General features: G+C 70.1%; 9 protein-coding genes. 5 read left to right on the top strand and 4 right to left on the bottom strand.

The window, feature by feature from the left end; translation table 11 throughout:
* The first annotated feature begins 2 nt into the window (after positions 1-2).
* The 3 genes from CSEG_RS15800 to CSEG_RS15790 are packed head-to-tail and all read left to right on the top strand — an operon-like array spanning position 3 to position 4,335.
* Positions 3-887, top strand: a complete 885-nt coding sequence (locus tag CSEG_RS15800) for an efflux RND transporter periplasmic adaptor subunit (protein WP_013080235.1) — start codon at positions 3-5, stop codon at positions 885-887.
* Positions 884-2,302 carry an efflux transporter outer membrane subunit gene (locus CSEG_RS15795; protein WP_013080234.1) on the top strand — a complete coding sequence of 473 codons (1,419 nt, stop codon included), beginning with the start codon at positions 884-886 and terminating at the stop codon, positions 2,300-2,302. Before CSEG_RS15800 ends, CSEG_RS15795 begins: the two co-directional genes overlap by 4 nt.
* A 53-nt stretch (positions 2,303-2,355) precedes the next feature.
* Positions 2,356-4,335: a TonB-dependent receptor gene (locus tag CSEG_RS15790; protein ID WP_013080233.1), complete on the top strand. Its 1,980-nt coding sequence runs from the start codon at positions 2,356-2,358 to the stop codon at positions 4,333-4,335.
* A gap of 12 nt (positions 4,336-4,347) precedes the next feature.
* Here the strand turns inward: CSEG_RS15790 and CSEG_RS15785 are convergent, their stop codons facing one another.
* The 4 genes from CSEG_RS15785 to CSEG_RS15770 are packed head-to-tail and all read right to left on the bottom strand — an operon-like array spanning position 4,348 to position 9,709.
* Positions 4,348-6,660, bottom strand: coding sequence for a GH92 family glycosyl hydrolase (locus CSEG_RS15785; RefSeq protein ID WP_013080232.1), 2,313 nt, complete (start codon positions 6,658-6,660; stop codon positions 4,348-4,350).
* Entirely contained in the window at positions 6,632-7,795 is a 1,164-nt protein-coding gene (gene nagA / locus CSEG_RS15780; RefSeq protein ID WP_013080231.1) for an N-acetylglucosamine-6-phosphate deacetylase, read from the bottom strand. Before nagA ends, CSEG_RS15785 begins: the two co-directional genes overlap by 29 nt.
* The gene (locus CSEG_RS15775; protein WP_041538338.1) at positions 7,795-8,871 is read right to left on the bottom strand and encodes an SIS domain-containing protein; all 1,077 of its coding nucleotides are present in this window, start codon (positions 8,869-8,871) and stop codon (positions 7,795-7,797) included. The genes nagA and CSEG_RS15775 overlap by 1 nt, the downstream gene beginning before the upstream one ends.
* Positions 8,872-8,911: 40 nt before the next feature.
* A complete protein-coding gene (locus CSEG_RS15770) occupies positions 8,912-9,709 on the bottom strand; it encodes a GntR family transcriptional regulator (RefSeq protein WP_227878933.1) in 798 nt (265 codons plus the stop codon).
* Positions 9,710-9,896: 187 nt separating this feature from the next.
* Here CSEG_RS15770 and ptsP point away from each other — a divergent pair, with 187 nt between their 5' ends.
* Together ptsP and nagE are read left to right on the top strand one after the other, a co-directional pair.
* The gene (ptsP, locus tag CSEG_RS15765; RefSeq protein WP_041538693.1) at positions 9,897-12,455 is read left to right on the top strand and encodes a phosphoenolpyruvate--protein phosphotransferase; all 2,559 of its coding nucleotides are present in this window, start codon (positions 9,897-9,899) and stop codon (positions 12,453-12,455) included.
* 5 nt (positions 12,456-12,460) lie between these two features.
* Entirely contained in the window at positions 12,461-14,209 is a 1,749-nt protein-coding gene (gene nagE / locus CSEG_RS15760) for an N-acetylglucosamine-specific PTS transporter subunit IIBC (protein ID WP_013080227.1), read from the top strand.
* Positions 14,210-14,524: the final 315 nt, after the last annotated feature.

Genomic DNA, 14,524 nt, shown 5'->3' with positions numbered 1-14,524 from the left:
TCATGCCCCCCTTGAAGACCTTTCTACCCTATGCCGGCCGCATGGCCGTCACCGGCGCCGTCCTCGTCACCGCCGCCGTCGGCGGCAAGGCGCTGTGGACCCACTACCAGGTCGATCCGTGGACCCGGGATGGTCGCGTCCGCGCCGACGTCGTGAAGGTGGCGCCAGACGTGTCCGGTCTCGTCACCCGGGTCGCCGCCGCCAACGATGAAGCCGTCAAGGCCGGCCAGCCCCTGTTCTATGTGGATCGCGAGCGCTACGCCCTGGCGCTTCGCCAAGCCGACGCCGCCGTCGAGGCCCAACGCGCCAGCCTGATCCAGGCGCGCCGCGAGCTCTCGCGCAACCGCGCGCTCGGCGACCTCGTCGCCGCCGAAGTGACCGAACAGAGCCAGTCCAAGGTCGAGCAGGTCCAGGCCGCCCTGGCCCAGGCGGTGGCGAGCCGCGACGTGGCCGCTTTGAACCTAAAGCGAACCGAGGTCCTGGCGCCGACCGACGGCTTCCTGTCGGACCTGACGCTGCGCACCGGCGACTACGTCACCGCGGGCAAGCCGGTCCTGGCGCTGATCGATTCCCACTCGTTCCGGGTCGAGGGCTATTTCGAGGAGACCAAGCTCTCGGGCTTGCGGATCGGCCAACCGGTGAGCGTCAAGATCATGGGCGAGGATAGAACCCTCAAGGGCCACATCCAGTCGATCGCGGCCGGGATCGAGGACCGTGACCGCGCCGCCAGCGACAACCTGCTGCCCAACGTCAATCCGACTTTCAGTTGGGTGCGACTGGCTCAGAGGGTGCCCGTGCGGGTCGCCCTGGACCAGACGCCGCGCGACCTGCGCCTGATCGCCGGCCGGACCGCGACGGTGTCGGTGCTGACGGGAGCCCGTCGATGAACCCGGTGAGAGCGCTTGCTCTGGCCGGCTCGCTGCTGGCCCTGGCGGCCTGCACGACCGTCGGCCCGAACTACAAGCCGCCCGACGAGGCCAAGCTGAACGCGCCCACGGCCCAGGGGGCGTTCCTTGGCGCCCAGTCCGCCGCCGTCCGCCAGGATCCCGTCCCGGCCGGCTGGTGGAAACTCTACGACGACGCCGTGCTCAACGCTCTGGTCGAGGAAGGGCTGAAGGCCAACACCGACCTCCGGGTCGCCGCCGCCAACCTGGCCCGGGCCCGCGCGGTGGCTGGCGAAGCCGACGACGCCGGGGGCTTCAAGGTTGGGGCTTCGGCCTCCGCCATGCACGCGCGGGAGTCGGGCGAGCAGTTCCTGCTCTCCGAACCTCTGCCCGTCGAGAACCTGGCGGACGCGGGCGTGAAGGTCTCCTACCAGGTGGACCTGGTCGGCCGGCTGAAGCGCGCTTCCGAAGCGGCGCACGCCGACGCCGACGCGTCCCAGGCGGCGCTTGACCTCGCCCGGGTCAGCGTCGCCGCCGACGTCGCCCGAGCCTATGTCGAGGCCTGCGCCAATGGGCACGAGTTGGCGGTGGCGCAGCGCACGGTCGATCTGCAAAGCCGCAACCTGGAGGTGACGCGCCGGCTGGTCGGGGCCGGCAAGGGGACGGCCGTTGACCTGACCCGCGCCCAGGCCTTGCTGGACCAGTCGCGCGCGGCCCTGCCGACTTTTCAGAGCCGCCGCCGCGCCGCGCTCTATCGTCTGGCGACGCTGACCGGCAAGCCGCCCGCCGAGTTTCCGAAGGCGGTGGAGGCCTGCGTGACGCCGCCCGCGCTCAAGCGGCCCATCCCGGTCGGCGACGGCGCGGCCCTTCTGAAGCGCCGTCCGGACGTGCGGCAAGCCGAGCGAACCCTGGCCGGCGCGACCGCCCGCATCGGCGTGGCGACCGCAGCGCTCTATCCCAGCATTACCCTGGGCGCGGGCGCGGGTTCGACGGGCCTTCTGGCCGACATCGGCCAGCCCGCCGCCAACCGCTGGGGGCTGACGTCGCTGATCTCCTGGACCCTGCCGGGCGAAGGCGAGCGGTCACGGATCCGCCAGGCCGAGGCCGGCGCGGACGCCGCCCTGGCCCGGTTCGATGGCGTCGTGCTCACCGCGTTGCGGGAGACCGAGACCAGCCTCGACGCCTATGCTCACGACCTGCGGCGCCAGGCCGCCTTGAAGGCCGCGCGCGATCAGGCCGCCCTGGCCGAGGATCAGGCGCGCAGGCTCTATCAGGCTGGCCGCAGCCCCTACCTCGCGGGCCTCGACGCCCAGCGCACCCTGGCCGGCGCGGAGGCGGCGCTGGCCGCGTCCGACAGCCAGGTCGCCGCCGATCAGGTGAATCTCTTTCTGGCTTTGGGCGGGGGCTGGGAACGATAGCCGGGGGCGAAGGCTTTGGCTAAACCGTAGCTGTTCCCCGCTTAGAGGTTTCCGTGCCCTTGGACGTCCCGCCGCCCCCGGTCTCCGCCGTCGTCGTCGAGGCGCCCCGGCTCCCGCCGCTGGCCGGGCAGGAGGCCTTTTCCACCGCGAGCTACGACGCCGCTCAGCTGGGCGCCTCGGCGCGGCTGGATGACGTGCTCAAGACGACTCCCGGCGTCTCGCTCTTCCGGCGCACGGGCAGCGACGCGGCCAATCCGACGATCCAGGGCCTGTCCTTGCGCGCCGTGGCGCCGTCGGGCGCGGGCCGCGCGCTGGTGACGCTGGACGGCGCGCCGCAGAACGATCCGTTCGGCGGATGGGTCATCTGGACGGCGCTTCCTGGCGAGGGTTTGTCAGGAGCGACCATCGTGCGCGGCGCGGGCGCGGGGCCCTATGGCGCCGGTGCGCTGACCGGCGTGGTGGCCTTGCGTGAGCGCGCGACCGGCGGCGGACTTTCCAGTCTTTCAGTGCAGGCCGGCGAGCGCGACAGCTGGCGCGCGGCCGGGACCTTCGGAACCGATCACCTGCTGCTGACCGCCAGCAGCTCGCGCACCGACGGCTATCGCCCCGTGCGTGGCGCGGCGTCGGGCGCCGCCGATGTCCCAACCACCCTCGAGGACGGCTCGATCGCCGCCCGCGTCCAGGGCGTGGCCGGGGGCGTGCGCTGGGCGGCGCGGGTCGGCGTGTTCCAGGAAAAGCGCGGCGCGGGCCTGTTCGGCGCCAAGTCGAACGCGACCGGAAGCTCGCTGGCCGTCACCTTGGCGACGGATCGCTGGCGCCTGCAGGGATGGGCGCGGTCCAGCGATCTTGAGAACACCTCGGCCGCGGTGGCCGCCGGCCGGACCGGGACGACACCCGCCAACGACCAGTACTCCACGCCCGCCAGCGGCTACGGCCTTAACGCCGCGTGGCAGGGCAAGTCGAGCGACTGGTCCTGGGAGCTGGGCGGCGACGTTAGGGCGACCGAGGGACGAACGAACGAACGCTTCCGCTACCAGAACGGCGCCTTCACCCGGCAGCGGACGGCGGGCGGCCGCACTATGGTCGGCGGCGTCTATGCCGAGGCGGCCTATAGCCGGCCGGATTTCTCGCTGACGGGCGGCGCGCGTCTGGACGGCTGGCGGTCCTATCACGGCGTCCGGCGCGAGCGAGACGCGGCGACGGGAGCGCAGACCCTCGACGCGCCCGTCGCTGACGCCTCGGGGACGACGCCGACGGCACGCGCGGGCGTTCGTCAGCGCCTGGCCGGCGACACCTGGATCCGGGCCGCCGCCTATGCCGGCTTCCGTCCGCCGACCCTGAACGAACTGCATCGGCCGTTCCGCGTCGGCAACGACGTGACCGAGGCCAACGCCGCCTTGAAGCCCGAGACCCTTTATGGCGTCGAGACGGGGCTCACGGGGGAGGGGGCGGTCCGGTGGAGCCTGGGGCTGTTCTACAATCAGGTGCAGGACCCGATCACCAACGTCACGGTCGGGATCGGGCCGGGGACCTTTCCCGTGGCGGGTTTCATTCCGGCCGGCGGCGTGCTGCGTCAGCGGCGCAACGCGGGAGAGATCAACGCCTACGGGCTTGAGGGCGACGTGAGCGCCGATCTCTCCCCGGCCTGGACGGTTCGCGCCGCTGTCTCCGCGACGCATGCGCGGGTCGATGGCGGGAGCCTCGCGCCTCAGCTGACCGACAAGCGCCCGGCCCAGGCGCCGGCGCTGACGGTCACGGCGGGCGGGCGCTGGAGACCGATCGAGCGCCTGAGCCTGGACGCCGACCTGCGCTACGAGAGCAAACGCTACGAGGACGACCTGAACCTCCGGACGCTGAAGGCGGGGACCAGCCTCGACCTCCGCGCCGGCTGGGCGCTGTCGCCGACCAGCGAGGTCTATCTGGCCGCCGACAACGTCTTGGACGCGAACCTCGCCGTGGCCCAGACCGCCGATGGCGTGACCAGCTACGCCGCGCCGCGGACGGTCTTCGTGGGTTTCGCGCTCCGTCGTTAGGGCGAAGGCGGCTCAGAGCCCGTTGGGCGGCGGTGTGAAGCGGCTGGCCCAGCCGGTCGGCGCCGGACCCAAGGTCAGCTCCAGCACGCCGCCCTTGGCCAGCTCGTCGTGGCTGATCCAGGCGCGATCCAGCGGCTTGCCGTTCAGCTTCGCCCCCGTGACGTAGCGGTTGGCTTCCGACGTCGTCGGCGCCCGGACCTCGAAGGTCTTGCCGCCTTCCAGCGCGATCACGCTGCGCGAGAACACCGGCGAGGCGATGTAGTAGTAGGGCTGGCCGGCGTTCGGATAGAGCCCCATCGCGTTCCAGACGTACCAGCTGGACATGGCCCCGGCGTCGTCATTGCCGGGCAGGCCCGTACGGCTGAGGCGATAGTGCTTGGCCATCAGGCCGCGCACGATCTCGTTGGTGCGGTCGGGGCGTCCGGCGTGGATGTAGAGATAGGGCGCCAGCAGGTCCGGCTCGTTGCCCTGCGAGTAGTGGCCGTCGAACAGGTGATCCAGCCATTTGACGAACCCTTCCGGTCCGCCGGTCTTGGCCATCAGCCCCGCCACGTCCTGCGGAACGTAGCTCGAGTACTGCAGCGAGTTGCCCTCATAGAACACCGCGTCCCACCAGGGCCCCGAGCGGTCGGGATACTCGTAGGTGCAGCTATAGTTCTCGACCCACTCGCCGTTCGGATAGCGGGGGCGAACGCAGCCGAGCCGGTCGTCCCAGATGTTCTTCCAATTGCCCGAGCGGGCGATGTAGCGCTTGGCGTACTCGGTCTTGCCCAGGGCCTTGGCGACCACGCCGATCGCGTAGTCGTCATAGGCGTATTCCAGGGTGCGCGAGGCTGAGCGGGTGACGGTGAAGGGAACGTAGCCCAGCGTGAGATAGTCCTTCAGCACGCGGCCCTGCAGGAAGGGCTGGTCGCTGTCGACCTCGCCGTTCTTGCGGATCGCCTCATAGGCCAGGTTGACGTCGAAGCCGCCCAGTTTCTTGGTCACCGCGTCGGCGATCAGGATGTCGCCGTTCGAGCCGCCCTGGGTCATGCCGTTGGCCCCGGCGATGCGGGAGTCGGGCATCCAGCCGGTGTGCTTGTAGGTGTCGACCAGCGACCGGATCATGTCGCGCTGCCGCTGCGGCTGGATCACGGTGAGCAACGGATGCAGCGTCCGGAACGTATCCCACAGCGTGTAGAAGTCCTCGTAGTGCGGCTCGTCGGACTTCCACCAGACGTTCTCGCCGCTGAGGTCGTGGGGCATGGTGTGCGAGCGGTAGAGCGCCGAATAGAAGATCCGCTGCTGCTCTTCGCTGCCGCCCTCGACCTTGATCTTGGCTAGCGCGTCCGACCACTGGGCCGCCGTCGCCGCATGATAGGCGTCGAAGTCCCAGCCGGGCATCTCCTCGGCCAGGTTGGCGCGGGCCTTGTCGGCGCTGACGAACGAGACGGCCAGCTTCATCTGCACCTGGCGGTTCGTCGTCGTGTCGAAGGTGAGATAGGCGCCGAGGCGGTTGGAGAACTCGCGCTCGGTGTCGTATTCGATCATCAGGCCCTGGCGGTTGGCCAGGCTTTTGACCTGGACGCCGCCTTCCGCGCGGCCGACGCCGGGCTGGGTCTCCATCCAGCCCTGGCCCGCTTTCCAGGCCCCGAAGGCCTTGGCGGGACGGTCGGTCACGGCGTGGAAATAGAGGGTGTAGGGCGTCGGGTTCCAGCCGCCCTCGACCGTGACCTCGCCGGCCAGGGTGTGGTCGTCGATCAGCTCGACCTTGGCCAGGCGTACGCGCTGGCCGCGGCCGCGCATGGCGATCACCGAGCTGACGTCGAAGATCAGGTTGCTCTCGGCGAGCGCCGGATAGGTCAGGCGCTGGAAGCCGACGCGGCGCGAGGCCGTCAGCTCGACCTGGATCCGCTCGGCGTCGGTGTTGCCCAGACCCACGGCGTAGTAGCCGGGCGAGGCGCGCTCGTTGGTCTTGCCGTAGTGCAGGTGGTTGACGCGCAGCGGGCCGACCGTCGGGGTGACCCGGAAGTTGCCGTACTTGCCCGAGCCGCCCGTGCCGCTGACGTGCGTATAGCTAAAGCCCATGATCGGGCTCTTGGAGTCATAGCCGTTGGTGTCGGCGTTGGTGGTGTCGGGGCTCAGCGACACGAAACCGAACGGCGCGCCGGCGCCGGGCACGGTGTTGCCGCCGGTGACGCCACCGCCATCGACGCCGACGAACGGATCGACCTTGGCCAGCAGTTCCGGCGCCGACTGGGCTCGGGCGAGGCCGACCGAACCCAGGCTCAGCGCGACCGCGAGGGCGAGAACTCGCCTAGACGGGGAGAGGCTTTTTCCGGACATGGTTTTCCTTCCCGTCGATCCAGGTTTTCGCGACGTTGAGGTCGTCGTCTAGCAGGCAGAAGTCGGCGGCGAAGCCGGGGACGATCTGGCCGCGTTGGCGGCCAAGGCCCAGGAACGCGGCGGGGGCGGCCGAGGCCATCATGACGGCGTCGGCCAAGGACAGGCCCAGCATCGAAACGGCGTTGCGGACGGCGGCCGCCATGTCGAGATCCGAGCCCGCCAGGGTGCCGTGATCGTCGACGCAGACGCCGTCGCGGACGGTGATCTGGCGACCCTGCAGGGTGAAGCGCTTGTCGGCCATGCCCACGGTCGGCATGGCGTCGGTGACCAGCATGAACCGGTCCAGCGGCCGGGCGCGCAGGGCGATCTTCAAGGTCACCGGATCGACGTGGCGGCCATCGACGATGATCCCGGCCCAGACGCTCTGGTCCTCCAGCACCGCGCCGACGACGCCGGGCTCGCGGCTGGTCAGCGGCGACATGGCGTTGAAGAGATGGGTGACGCCCGAGAGGCCCTGGTCGATGGCCTGGCGCATGGTCTCGTAGCGGGCGTTGGTGTGTCCGGCCGCGACGATCACGCCGGCCTTCGAGAGGCGCGCGATGATCTCGGGCGTGGTGCGCTCGGGGGCCAGGGTCAGCAGCAGCTTGCCGCGCTTCAGCGACGAGAGCAGGGCGATGGCGTCCTCGTCGATGACCCGGAACTTGGCCTCGTCGTGGATGCCCTTGCGCTTGGGATTGAGGAACGGCCCCTCGATGTGGACGCCCAGCACGCCGGGCGCGCCTGCTTCGATGGCGGCCTCGGTGGCGCGCAGGGCCCTGTCGACCACATCCAGATCGTCGCTGATCAGGGTCGGCAGGAAGCCGGTCGTGCCATAGGCCCGGTGGGCCGCGCCGATGGCGGCGATGGTCTCGACGGTCGGGGCGTCGTTGAAGAGAACGCCGCCGCCGCCATTGACCTGGGTGTCGATATAGCCCGGGACCAGCAGGCCGCCGGCCAGATCCTGGCGCTCGGCCCCGGCGGGGACCTCGGCCATCGCAACCACGGCGGCCACCTTGCCGCCCTCGACGAGGACGGCCTGGTCTTCGACAAGACCGGCCGGTGTCAGCACCCGGCCGTTGATAAGCGCGACCAGCATCAGACGGTTTCGGTGACCTTGTTGAGGTGGGGCGGACTGTCGGGATCGTAGCCGCGCGCCACCGACAGGGCGTTGGCCATGCGGTAGAAGCTCTGGACCATCAGGATCGGCTCCAGCATCGGATGCGCCTTGAGGGTCGGCAGCAGGTCGTCGCCCGTCTTGCCGGGCGCGGCCAGGAAAACGTCCGCCCCCCGAGCGCGCAGGCCTTCGGCCATGTCCTCGACGCTCTGGCGGCTCTCATCGTTCTGCGCGAAGACCAGGGCCGGGAAACCGTCCTTCACCAGCGCCATCGGCCCATGCAGCACCTCGGCGGCGCTGAAGGCCTCGGCGTGAAGGCCGCAGGTCTCCTTGAACTTCAGGGCGGCTTCCAGCGCGACGCCGAAGCCCACGCCGCGGCCCAGCACGTAGAGGTTGGTCGCCGTCTCGAGGCGCTTGCCGGCCGCCGACCAGTCCAGGTTCCAGGCCTGTTCCAGCGCGGCGGGCAGGCCCGACAGCGCCGCCGTCAGCTCGGCGTCCTCCGTCCAGGCGGCGATCAGCTGGGTCACCGCCACCAGGGCGGCGATATAGGACTTGGTGGCCGCCACCGACAGCTCCGGACCCGCGTGCAGCGGGATCACCGCGTCGGCCAGCTGGGCCAGGGGCGAGTCCTCGACATTGACCAGGGCCACGGCGTAGGCGCCGGCGGCCTTGGCGGCCGTCACCGCCGCCAACAGGTCGGGGCTCTTGCCCGACTGCGAGACCGCCAGGCACAGCGCGCCTTCCAGGTTTGGCGAGGCGTCATAGACCGAGCTGACCGACAGGCCGACCGACGAGGTCAGCACCCCGGCCTTGGTCTCGATCAGATAGCGAGCGAAGGTCGCCGCGTGATCGCTGCTGCCGCGCGCGCAGGTCACCACCACGCGAGGCGGGTTGGCGCGCAGGCGCTCGGCCAGGGCCGCGACGCGCTCGGCGTTGGCCGCCAGCAGCGCCTTGGCCACGGCCGCGCCTTGGCTGGCCTCGGCGAACATCTTCGTGCTTTCCGGCGACAGCCGCCCCGTCGCGGGGCCTTCAGGACGGTTCAAGACAGTCGCCTCCAAGCTCGTGGTCCTTTGAAACATGCCAGCGCGCGAGCGCTGATCAGGATGCGTCGTTCAGTTCGGCGACGAAGTCGTAGGCGTCGCCGCGATAGTAGGAATGAGAGATTTCGACGGCCCGGCCGTCCTTCAGGAAGCCGCGCCGTTCGACCAGGAGGCCGGCGTCCTTGGGCTTCACGCCCAGCAAGGACGCGTGCTCGCGGTTGATCAGCACGCCGCGCAGGCGCTGGAGCGCCCGAGCCGGACGGTGCCCGTGCGCGGCCATGGCCTCGTAGAGCGAGTCCTTGACGGCCTCGGGCGAGGGCAGGGCGAAGGCGGCGATGGTGGTGTATTCCACCGCCATCGGCGCGCCGTCGGCGAAACGGATACGATGGAATCGGTAGACGGGCGTGTTGGGCGAGACGCCCAGCATCAAGGCCTCTTCCGGCGTCACCGCGCCCTCGGCCCGGGTGATCCATTCGCTGTGCGGCGCACGGCCGCGCGAGATCATGTCCTCGGTGAAGCAGGTCAGCTTGGAGAAGTTCTTCTCGACGCGCGCGGCGACAAAGGTGCCGGCGCCTTGGCGGCGGGTCAGCAGGCCTTCGTTGACCAGGCCCTCCAGCGCCTTGCGCACCGTGATGCGCGAGACGTTGAAGTCGTCAGCCATGTCCCGCTCGGGCGGCAAGGCGTCGTCCGGGTTCAGCACCTTCAGCTGGATGGCCTCGCGCAACGCGCGCTGTAGCTGAAGATAAAGGGGCGCAGAAACCGCCCCCTGGGCGAAGCCTATGCGCTGCGAAAGAGACACTTGCTCCGCCTCCTGCGGTTGCGTGACCCCGGCGGTCAAACCGTCGGATACCAATATGAGTCCGATTATCTGGCGACGGATGTCAACGCTTCATACCCCGGTCGCGCCGATTTGTCCCTGTATATTGGCTATTTCATGAGCTTAGCAAGAGTGGCCATGCCAGAGAGCAAAAGTGGCCTTGCCAAATGGTATTAAAATGGAATGTACTGTCTCCCCGTCGCCGGAGCGCGGCGGAAAGGGGGCGATTCAGATGTCGGCATTGGTGCTGTCTTCACCTTTGAAGGGCTGGATCGCGTCGTTGTCGGAGGCTCCGGACGCGGTGTTCGCGGGCCGGATGCTGGGTGACGGGGTGGCGATCGATCCGTTGGGCGGGGAGCTTGTGGCGCCGTGCGACGGGGTTGTGGTGTCGGCGCATCGGGCGGGTCACGCGGTGACGCTGCGATCGACGGCGGGCGCCGAGATCCTGATGCATGTGGGCCTGGAGACGGTGGCCTTGGGCGGCGAGGGCTTTGAGGTCCACGTGCGCGAGGGCCAGGCGGTCAAGACCGGGCAGCCGCTGATCAGCTTTGACCTCGATTTGCTGGCCCAGCGGGCCAAGAGCCTGATCACCCCGGTGGTGATCACCAATCCCGAAGCCTTCGAGATCGTGCGCCGCGACCAGGACATGGCCGTGGAGGCGGGCGGGTTCCTGATGGAGCTGCGGCCGCTGGGCGGCGCGGGCGTCTCGGACGCCGCCGAACCCACCAACGAGATTTCCCGCGCGGTGACCGTGCCGTTGATGCACGGGATCCACGCGCGACCGGCGGCGCGGATCGCCGAGCTGGCCAAGACCTTCGCCGCCGAGACCGCGCTGGCCGTGGGCGGCCGTCGGTCGAGCGCAAGGAGCCCGGTGGGACTGATGGCCCTGGCCGCGCGCCACGGCGATGAGATTCAAGTCCTGGCCTCGGGCGCGGACGCGAAGGCCGCCGTCGACGCCATCGCCGACCTGATCGAGAGCGGCATGGGCGAGGGGGCGCCGGTTCCGGCCCAGAAGACCTCGGCCCAGAAGACCTCGGCCAAGACGACTTCGGCTCCCGCGCCGATCGCCGCCGAAGCGCCCCTGGCTCCAGCGGCCCTGCCGGCCGACGGGGTGCTGAAGGGCGTGCTGGCCGCGCCGGGCCTGGCGATCGGCAAGGCCGTGCGCCTGGCCTCGACCGACATCGCCGTGCGCGAAGAGGGCCAGGGCGCGGCGCACGAAGAGACCGCGCTGCTGGCCGCCTTGAACAAGGTCCGCGCCAAGATCGAGGCCAGCGCCTCTAAAGGCGACAAGGCCCGCAAGGCGATCCTGGCCGCGCACCTGGCCTTCCTCGACGATCCCGAGCTTCTCGCCCAGGCCAGGAGCCTGATCGCGGCGGGCAAGAGCGCCGGCTTTGGCTGGCGCGCGGCGGTGGGCGGCTATGTCGAGGCGCTGCGGGCCTTGGGGGATCGCCGGATGGCCGAGCGGGTCGACGACCTGATCGACCTCGAGCGCCAGGTTCTAAGGGCGCTGGCCGGAGAAGACGACGAGGCCACGGTCCTGCCGCCAGGCGCGATCCTGCTGGCCGACGAGCTCTTGCCCTCGCAGCTGATGGGCGCGGACCCTGGCGTCATCGCCGGCTTCGCCACCGCCCGGGGCGGTCCGACCTCGCACGTGGCGATCCTGGCCGCGGCCATGGGGATCCCGGCCCTGGTGGCGCTGGGCGGCGCGACGCTGAGCATCGCCGACGGAACGGCCCTGATCCTCGACGCCGACGGCGGGAGCCTGCGCGTGGCCCCCGACGCCCCGGCCCTGGAAGCGGCCCAGACGGCCCTGGCCGGCCGTCAGGCCCGCAAGGCCGCCGCCAAGGCCGCCGCCTTTGAGCCGGCCGTGACCCGCGACGGGACCCGCATCGAGGTCTTCGCCAACACCGGCTCGGTCAAGGACGCCCTGGCGGCGATCGAGAACGGCGCGGAGGGCAGTGGGCTTCTTCGCACCGAGTTCCTGTTCCTGGACCGCCAGACCCCGCCCGACGAGGACGAGCAGGCCCGCCAGTACCAGGCCATCGCCGACGCCCTTCAAGGCAAGCCGCTGATCGTGCGCACCCTGGACGTCGGCGGTGACAAGGCCGCGCCCTACCTGCCGATCCCGGCCGAGGAGAACCCGGCGCTAGGCTTGCGCGGCGTGCGCGTCAGCCTCTGGCGGCCGCACCTTCTGAAGACCCAGCTGCGCGCCATCCTGCGGGTCGTTCCTCAAGGCCAGTGCAAGATCATGGTCCCGATGATCGGCAGCCTCGATGAGCTGCGCGCCGTGCGGGCGGTGCTGGAAGAGGCCAAGCGCGAGCTGGGCGTCACCGATCACGTCGAACTGGGCGTGATGATCGAGACCCCGGCCGCGGCTGTGACCGCCGACCTGATCGCCGCCGAGGCCGACTTCCTCTCGGTCGGCACCAACGATCTCACCCAATACGTCCTGGCCATGGACCGGGGTAATCCGGAGCTGGCCGCGCGGATCGACGCCCTGCACCCGGCGGTGCTGCGGATGATCGCCCAGACCTGCCAGGGGGCGAAGGCCCACGGCCGCTGGGTCGGGGTCTGCGGGGGCCTGGCCTCGGATCTCGTGGCCACGCCGATCCTCTTGGGCCTGGGGGTCACGGAGCTCTCGACCACCGCCGCCATCGCTCCGGAGGTCAAGGCCCGCGTCCGCGCGCTGGATCTCCTCGCCTGCCAGGATCTGGCCGCCCGGGCCCTGGCCCAGACCTCGCCCGAGGCCGTGCGCGGCCTCGTCCAAGCCAGCCTCGGAGCCTGACCCAGATGAAGTCTCCGCTTGAGATCCTCCAGCCGCTGGGCCGGGCCCTGATGCTGCCGATCGCGGTCTTGCCGGTGGCGGGGCTGCTGCTGCGCCTGGGCCAGCCGGACCTCCTGAACATCGGCTTCATGGCCGCGGCCGGGGACGCGATCTTCTCCAACCTCGGTTTGCTCTTCGCCATCGGCGTGGCCGTGGGCCTGGCCCGCGAGAACAATGGCGCCGCGGGCCTGGCGGGCGTGGTCTGCTTCCTGATCGCCGTCGAGGGCGCCAAGGCCCTGCTGCATGTCCCGGCCGAGGTCACGGCGGGCCTCGTCCAGGCCCACGCCGATCTCGCCAGCGCCGCCTACAAGGCCAAGGCGCTGGCGAAGCTCAGCGTGCCGATCGGCATCGTCTCAGGGATCATCGGCGGCCTCTTCTACAACCGCTTCTCCGGCTTCAAGCTGCCGGAGTATCTGGCCTTCTTCAGCGGCCGGCGGTTCGTGCCGATCGTCTCGGGCCTGGCGGGTCTGGCCATCGCTGTCCTCTTGGGCCTGGGCTATGACGCGATCAACGGCGGGGTCGACGCGGCCAGCCGGGCCGTGGTCGGCTCGGGCGAGATCGGCCTTGTGGTGTTCGGGTTCCTCAACCGGATCCTGATCGTCACCGGCCTGCACCACATCCTCAACAACATCGCCTGGTTCGTGGTCGGCGACTATCACGGCGCGACCGGCGACCTTCGCCGCTTCTTCGCCGGCGACCCCAGCGCCGGGGCGTTCATGAGCGGGTTCTTCCCGGTGATGATGTTCGGCCTGCCGGCCGCGTGCCTGGCCATGTACCACGCCGCCAAGCCCGAGAAGAAAAAGGCCGTCGGCGGCATGCTGGCCTCGCTGGCCCTGACCTCGTTCCTGACCGGGGTGACCGAGCCGATCGAGTTCTCGTTCATGTTCCTGGCCCCGGCGCTCTATGCGATCCACGCCATCCTGACAGGCGTCTCCATGGCGCTGCTGGACATGCTGCATGTGAAGCTGGGCTTCACCTTCTCGGCGGGCCTGTTCGACTATGTGCTGAACTTCGGCAAGGCCAGCCGGCCGCTGTGGCTGATCCCGATCGGCCTCGTCTACGCCGGCGTCTATTACGGTCTCTTCCGCCTGGCCATCGCCCGGTTCGACCTCAAGACCCCCGGCCGCGAGGACGACGAGGCCGCTCCGATCCAGGCCGTCACCACCGGCGGCGGGCGCGGGGCCGACTTCGTCCAGGCCCTGGGCGGGGCCACGAACCTCGCCAGCGTCGACGCCTGCACCACGCGCCTTCGCCTGATCGTCGCCGACCAGGCCGCCGTCTCCGAGGCCGCCCTCAAGGCGCTGGGCGCGCGCGGGATCGTCCGTCCCTCCGACAAGGCCCTGCAGGTGGTGCTGGGCCCCATCGCCGACGCCGTCGCCGGCGAGATCCGCGCCGCCCTGGGAGCGCCCGCGCCCAAGGTCCAGCCTCCGGTCCAGGCTCAGTCGTCCCAGGTCGCGTCCAGCGCCCCGAGCGCCCAGGACGAGGCCAAGGCCAAGGCCCTGCTGGCCGCCCTCGGCGGGCCCGGCAACCTGCGCCAGCTCTCAGCCGGCTCCAGCCGCCTGCGCCTGGTCCTGCAAAAACCCGCCGCCCTGGACCAGGCCGCCCTCGCCAACGCCGGCGCCCGAGGCCTCGTCCACATCACCGACACCCTCGTCCACGTCATCCTCGGCCCAGACGCCGACGCCGTAGGGAGGGCCATCCAGGCAAAGCTCTAACCCCAAACCCCGCACGCAGCGCGGGAGTGACCGAACGGCCTCTCGACCTGGGGCTGCCGAGGATTGAACAGAGCCGCCAGATGGCCTTTTAAGAGGCATTAGAATGGTATTGCATGATCCGTGTTCGCATGTGGGGTGAGAGTGGATCAAGTAATTGAATAAAAACAAAAAATGGAGGAAATGCGCGGATGAATGTCTTTTAGCCCAGGCTTTTGCGGCGCCCAATGAACGGTCGCCACGCAAAAGCGAGTAAAATAAACGACTTAGGCTTTGCGACATTCCTGTCGTCGGCTTTAGTCTCTGACCATGCGGGCC

The sequence above is a fragment of the Caulobacter segnis ATCC 21756 genome (assembly GCF_000092285.1).
GTDB lineage: Bacteria > Pseudomonadota > Alphaproteobacteria > Caulobacterales > Caulobacteraceae > Caulobacter > Caulobacter segnis.
This window is presented reverse-complemented; position numbering and strand designations above follow the sequence as displayed.

Excerpts from the sequence above, each read along its gene's own strand:
- CSEG_RS15800 (WP_013080235.1), top strand. The coding sequence starts at position 3 with ATGCCCCCCTTGAAGACCTTTCTACCCTATGCCGGCCGCATGGCCGTC.
- CSEG_RS15785 (WP_013080232.1), bottom strand. The coding sequence starts at position 6,660 with ATGTCCGGAAAAAGCCTCTCCCCGTCTAGGCGAGTTCTCGCCCTCGCG.
- nagE (WP_013080227.1), top strand. The coding sequence starts at position 12,461 with ATGAAGTCTCCGCTTGAGATCCTCCAGCCGCTGGGCCGGGCCCTGATG.
- nagA (WP_013080231.1), bottom strand. The coding sequence starts at position 7,795 with ATGCTGGTCGCGCTTATCAACGGCCGGGTGCTGACACCGGCCGGTCTT.
- CSEG_RS15795 (WP_013080234.1), top strand. The coding sequence starts at position 884 with ATGAACCCGGTGAGAGCGCTTGCTCTGGCCGGCTCGCTGCTGGCCCTG.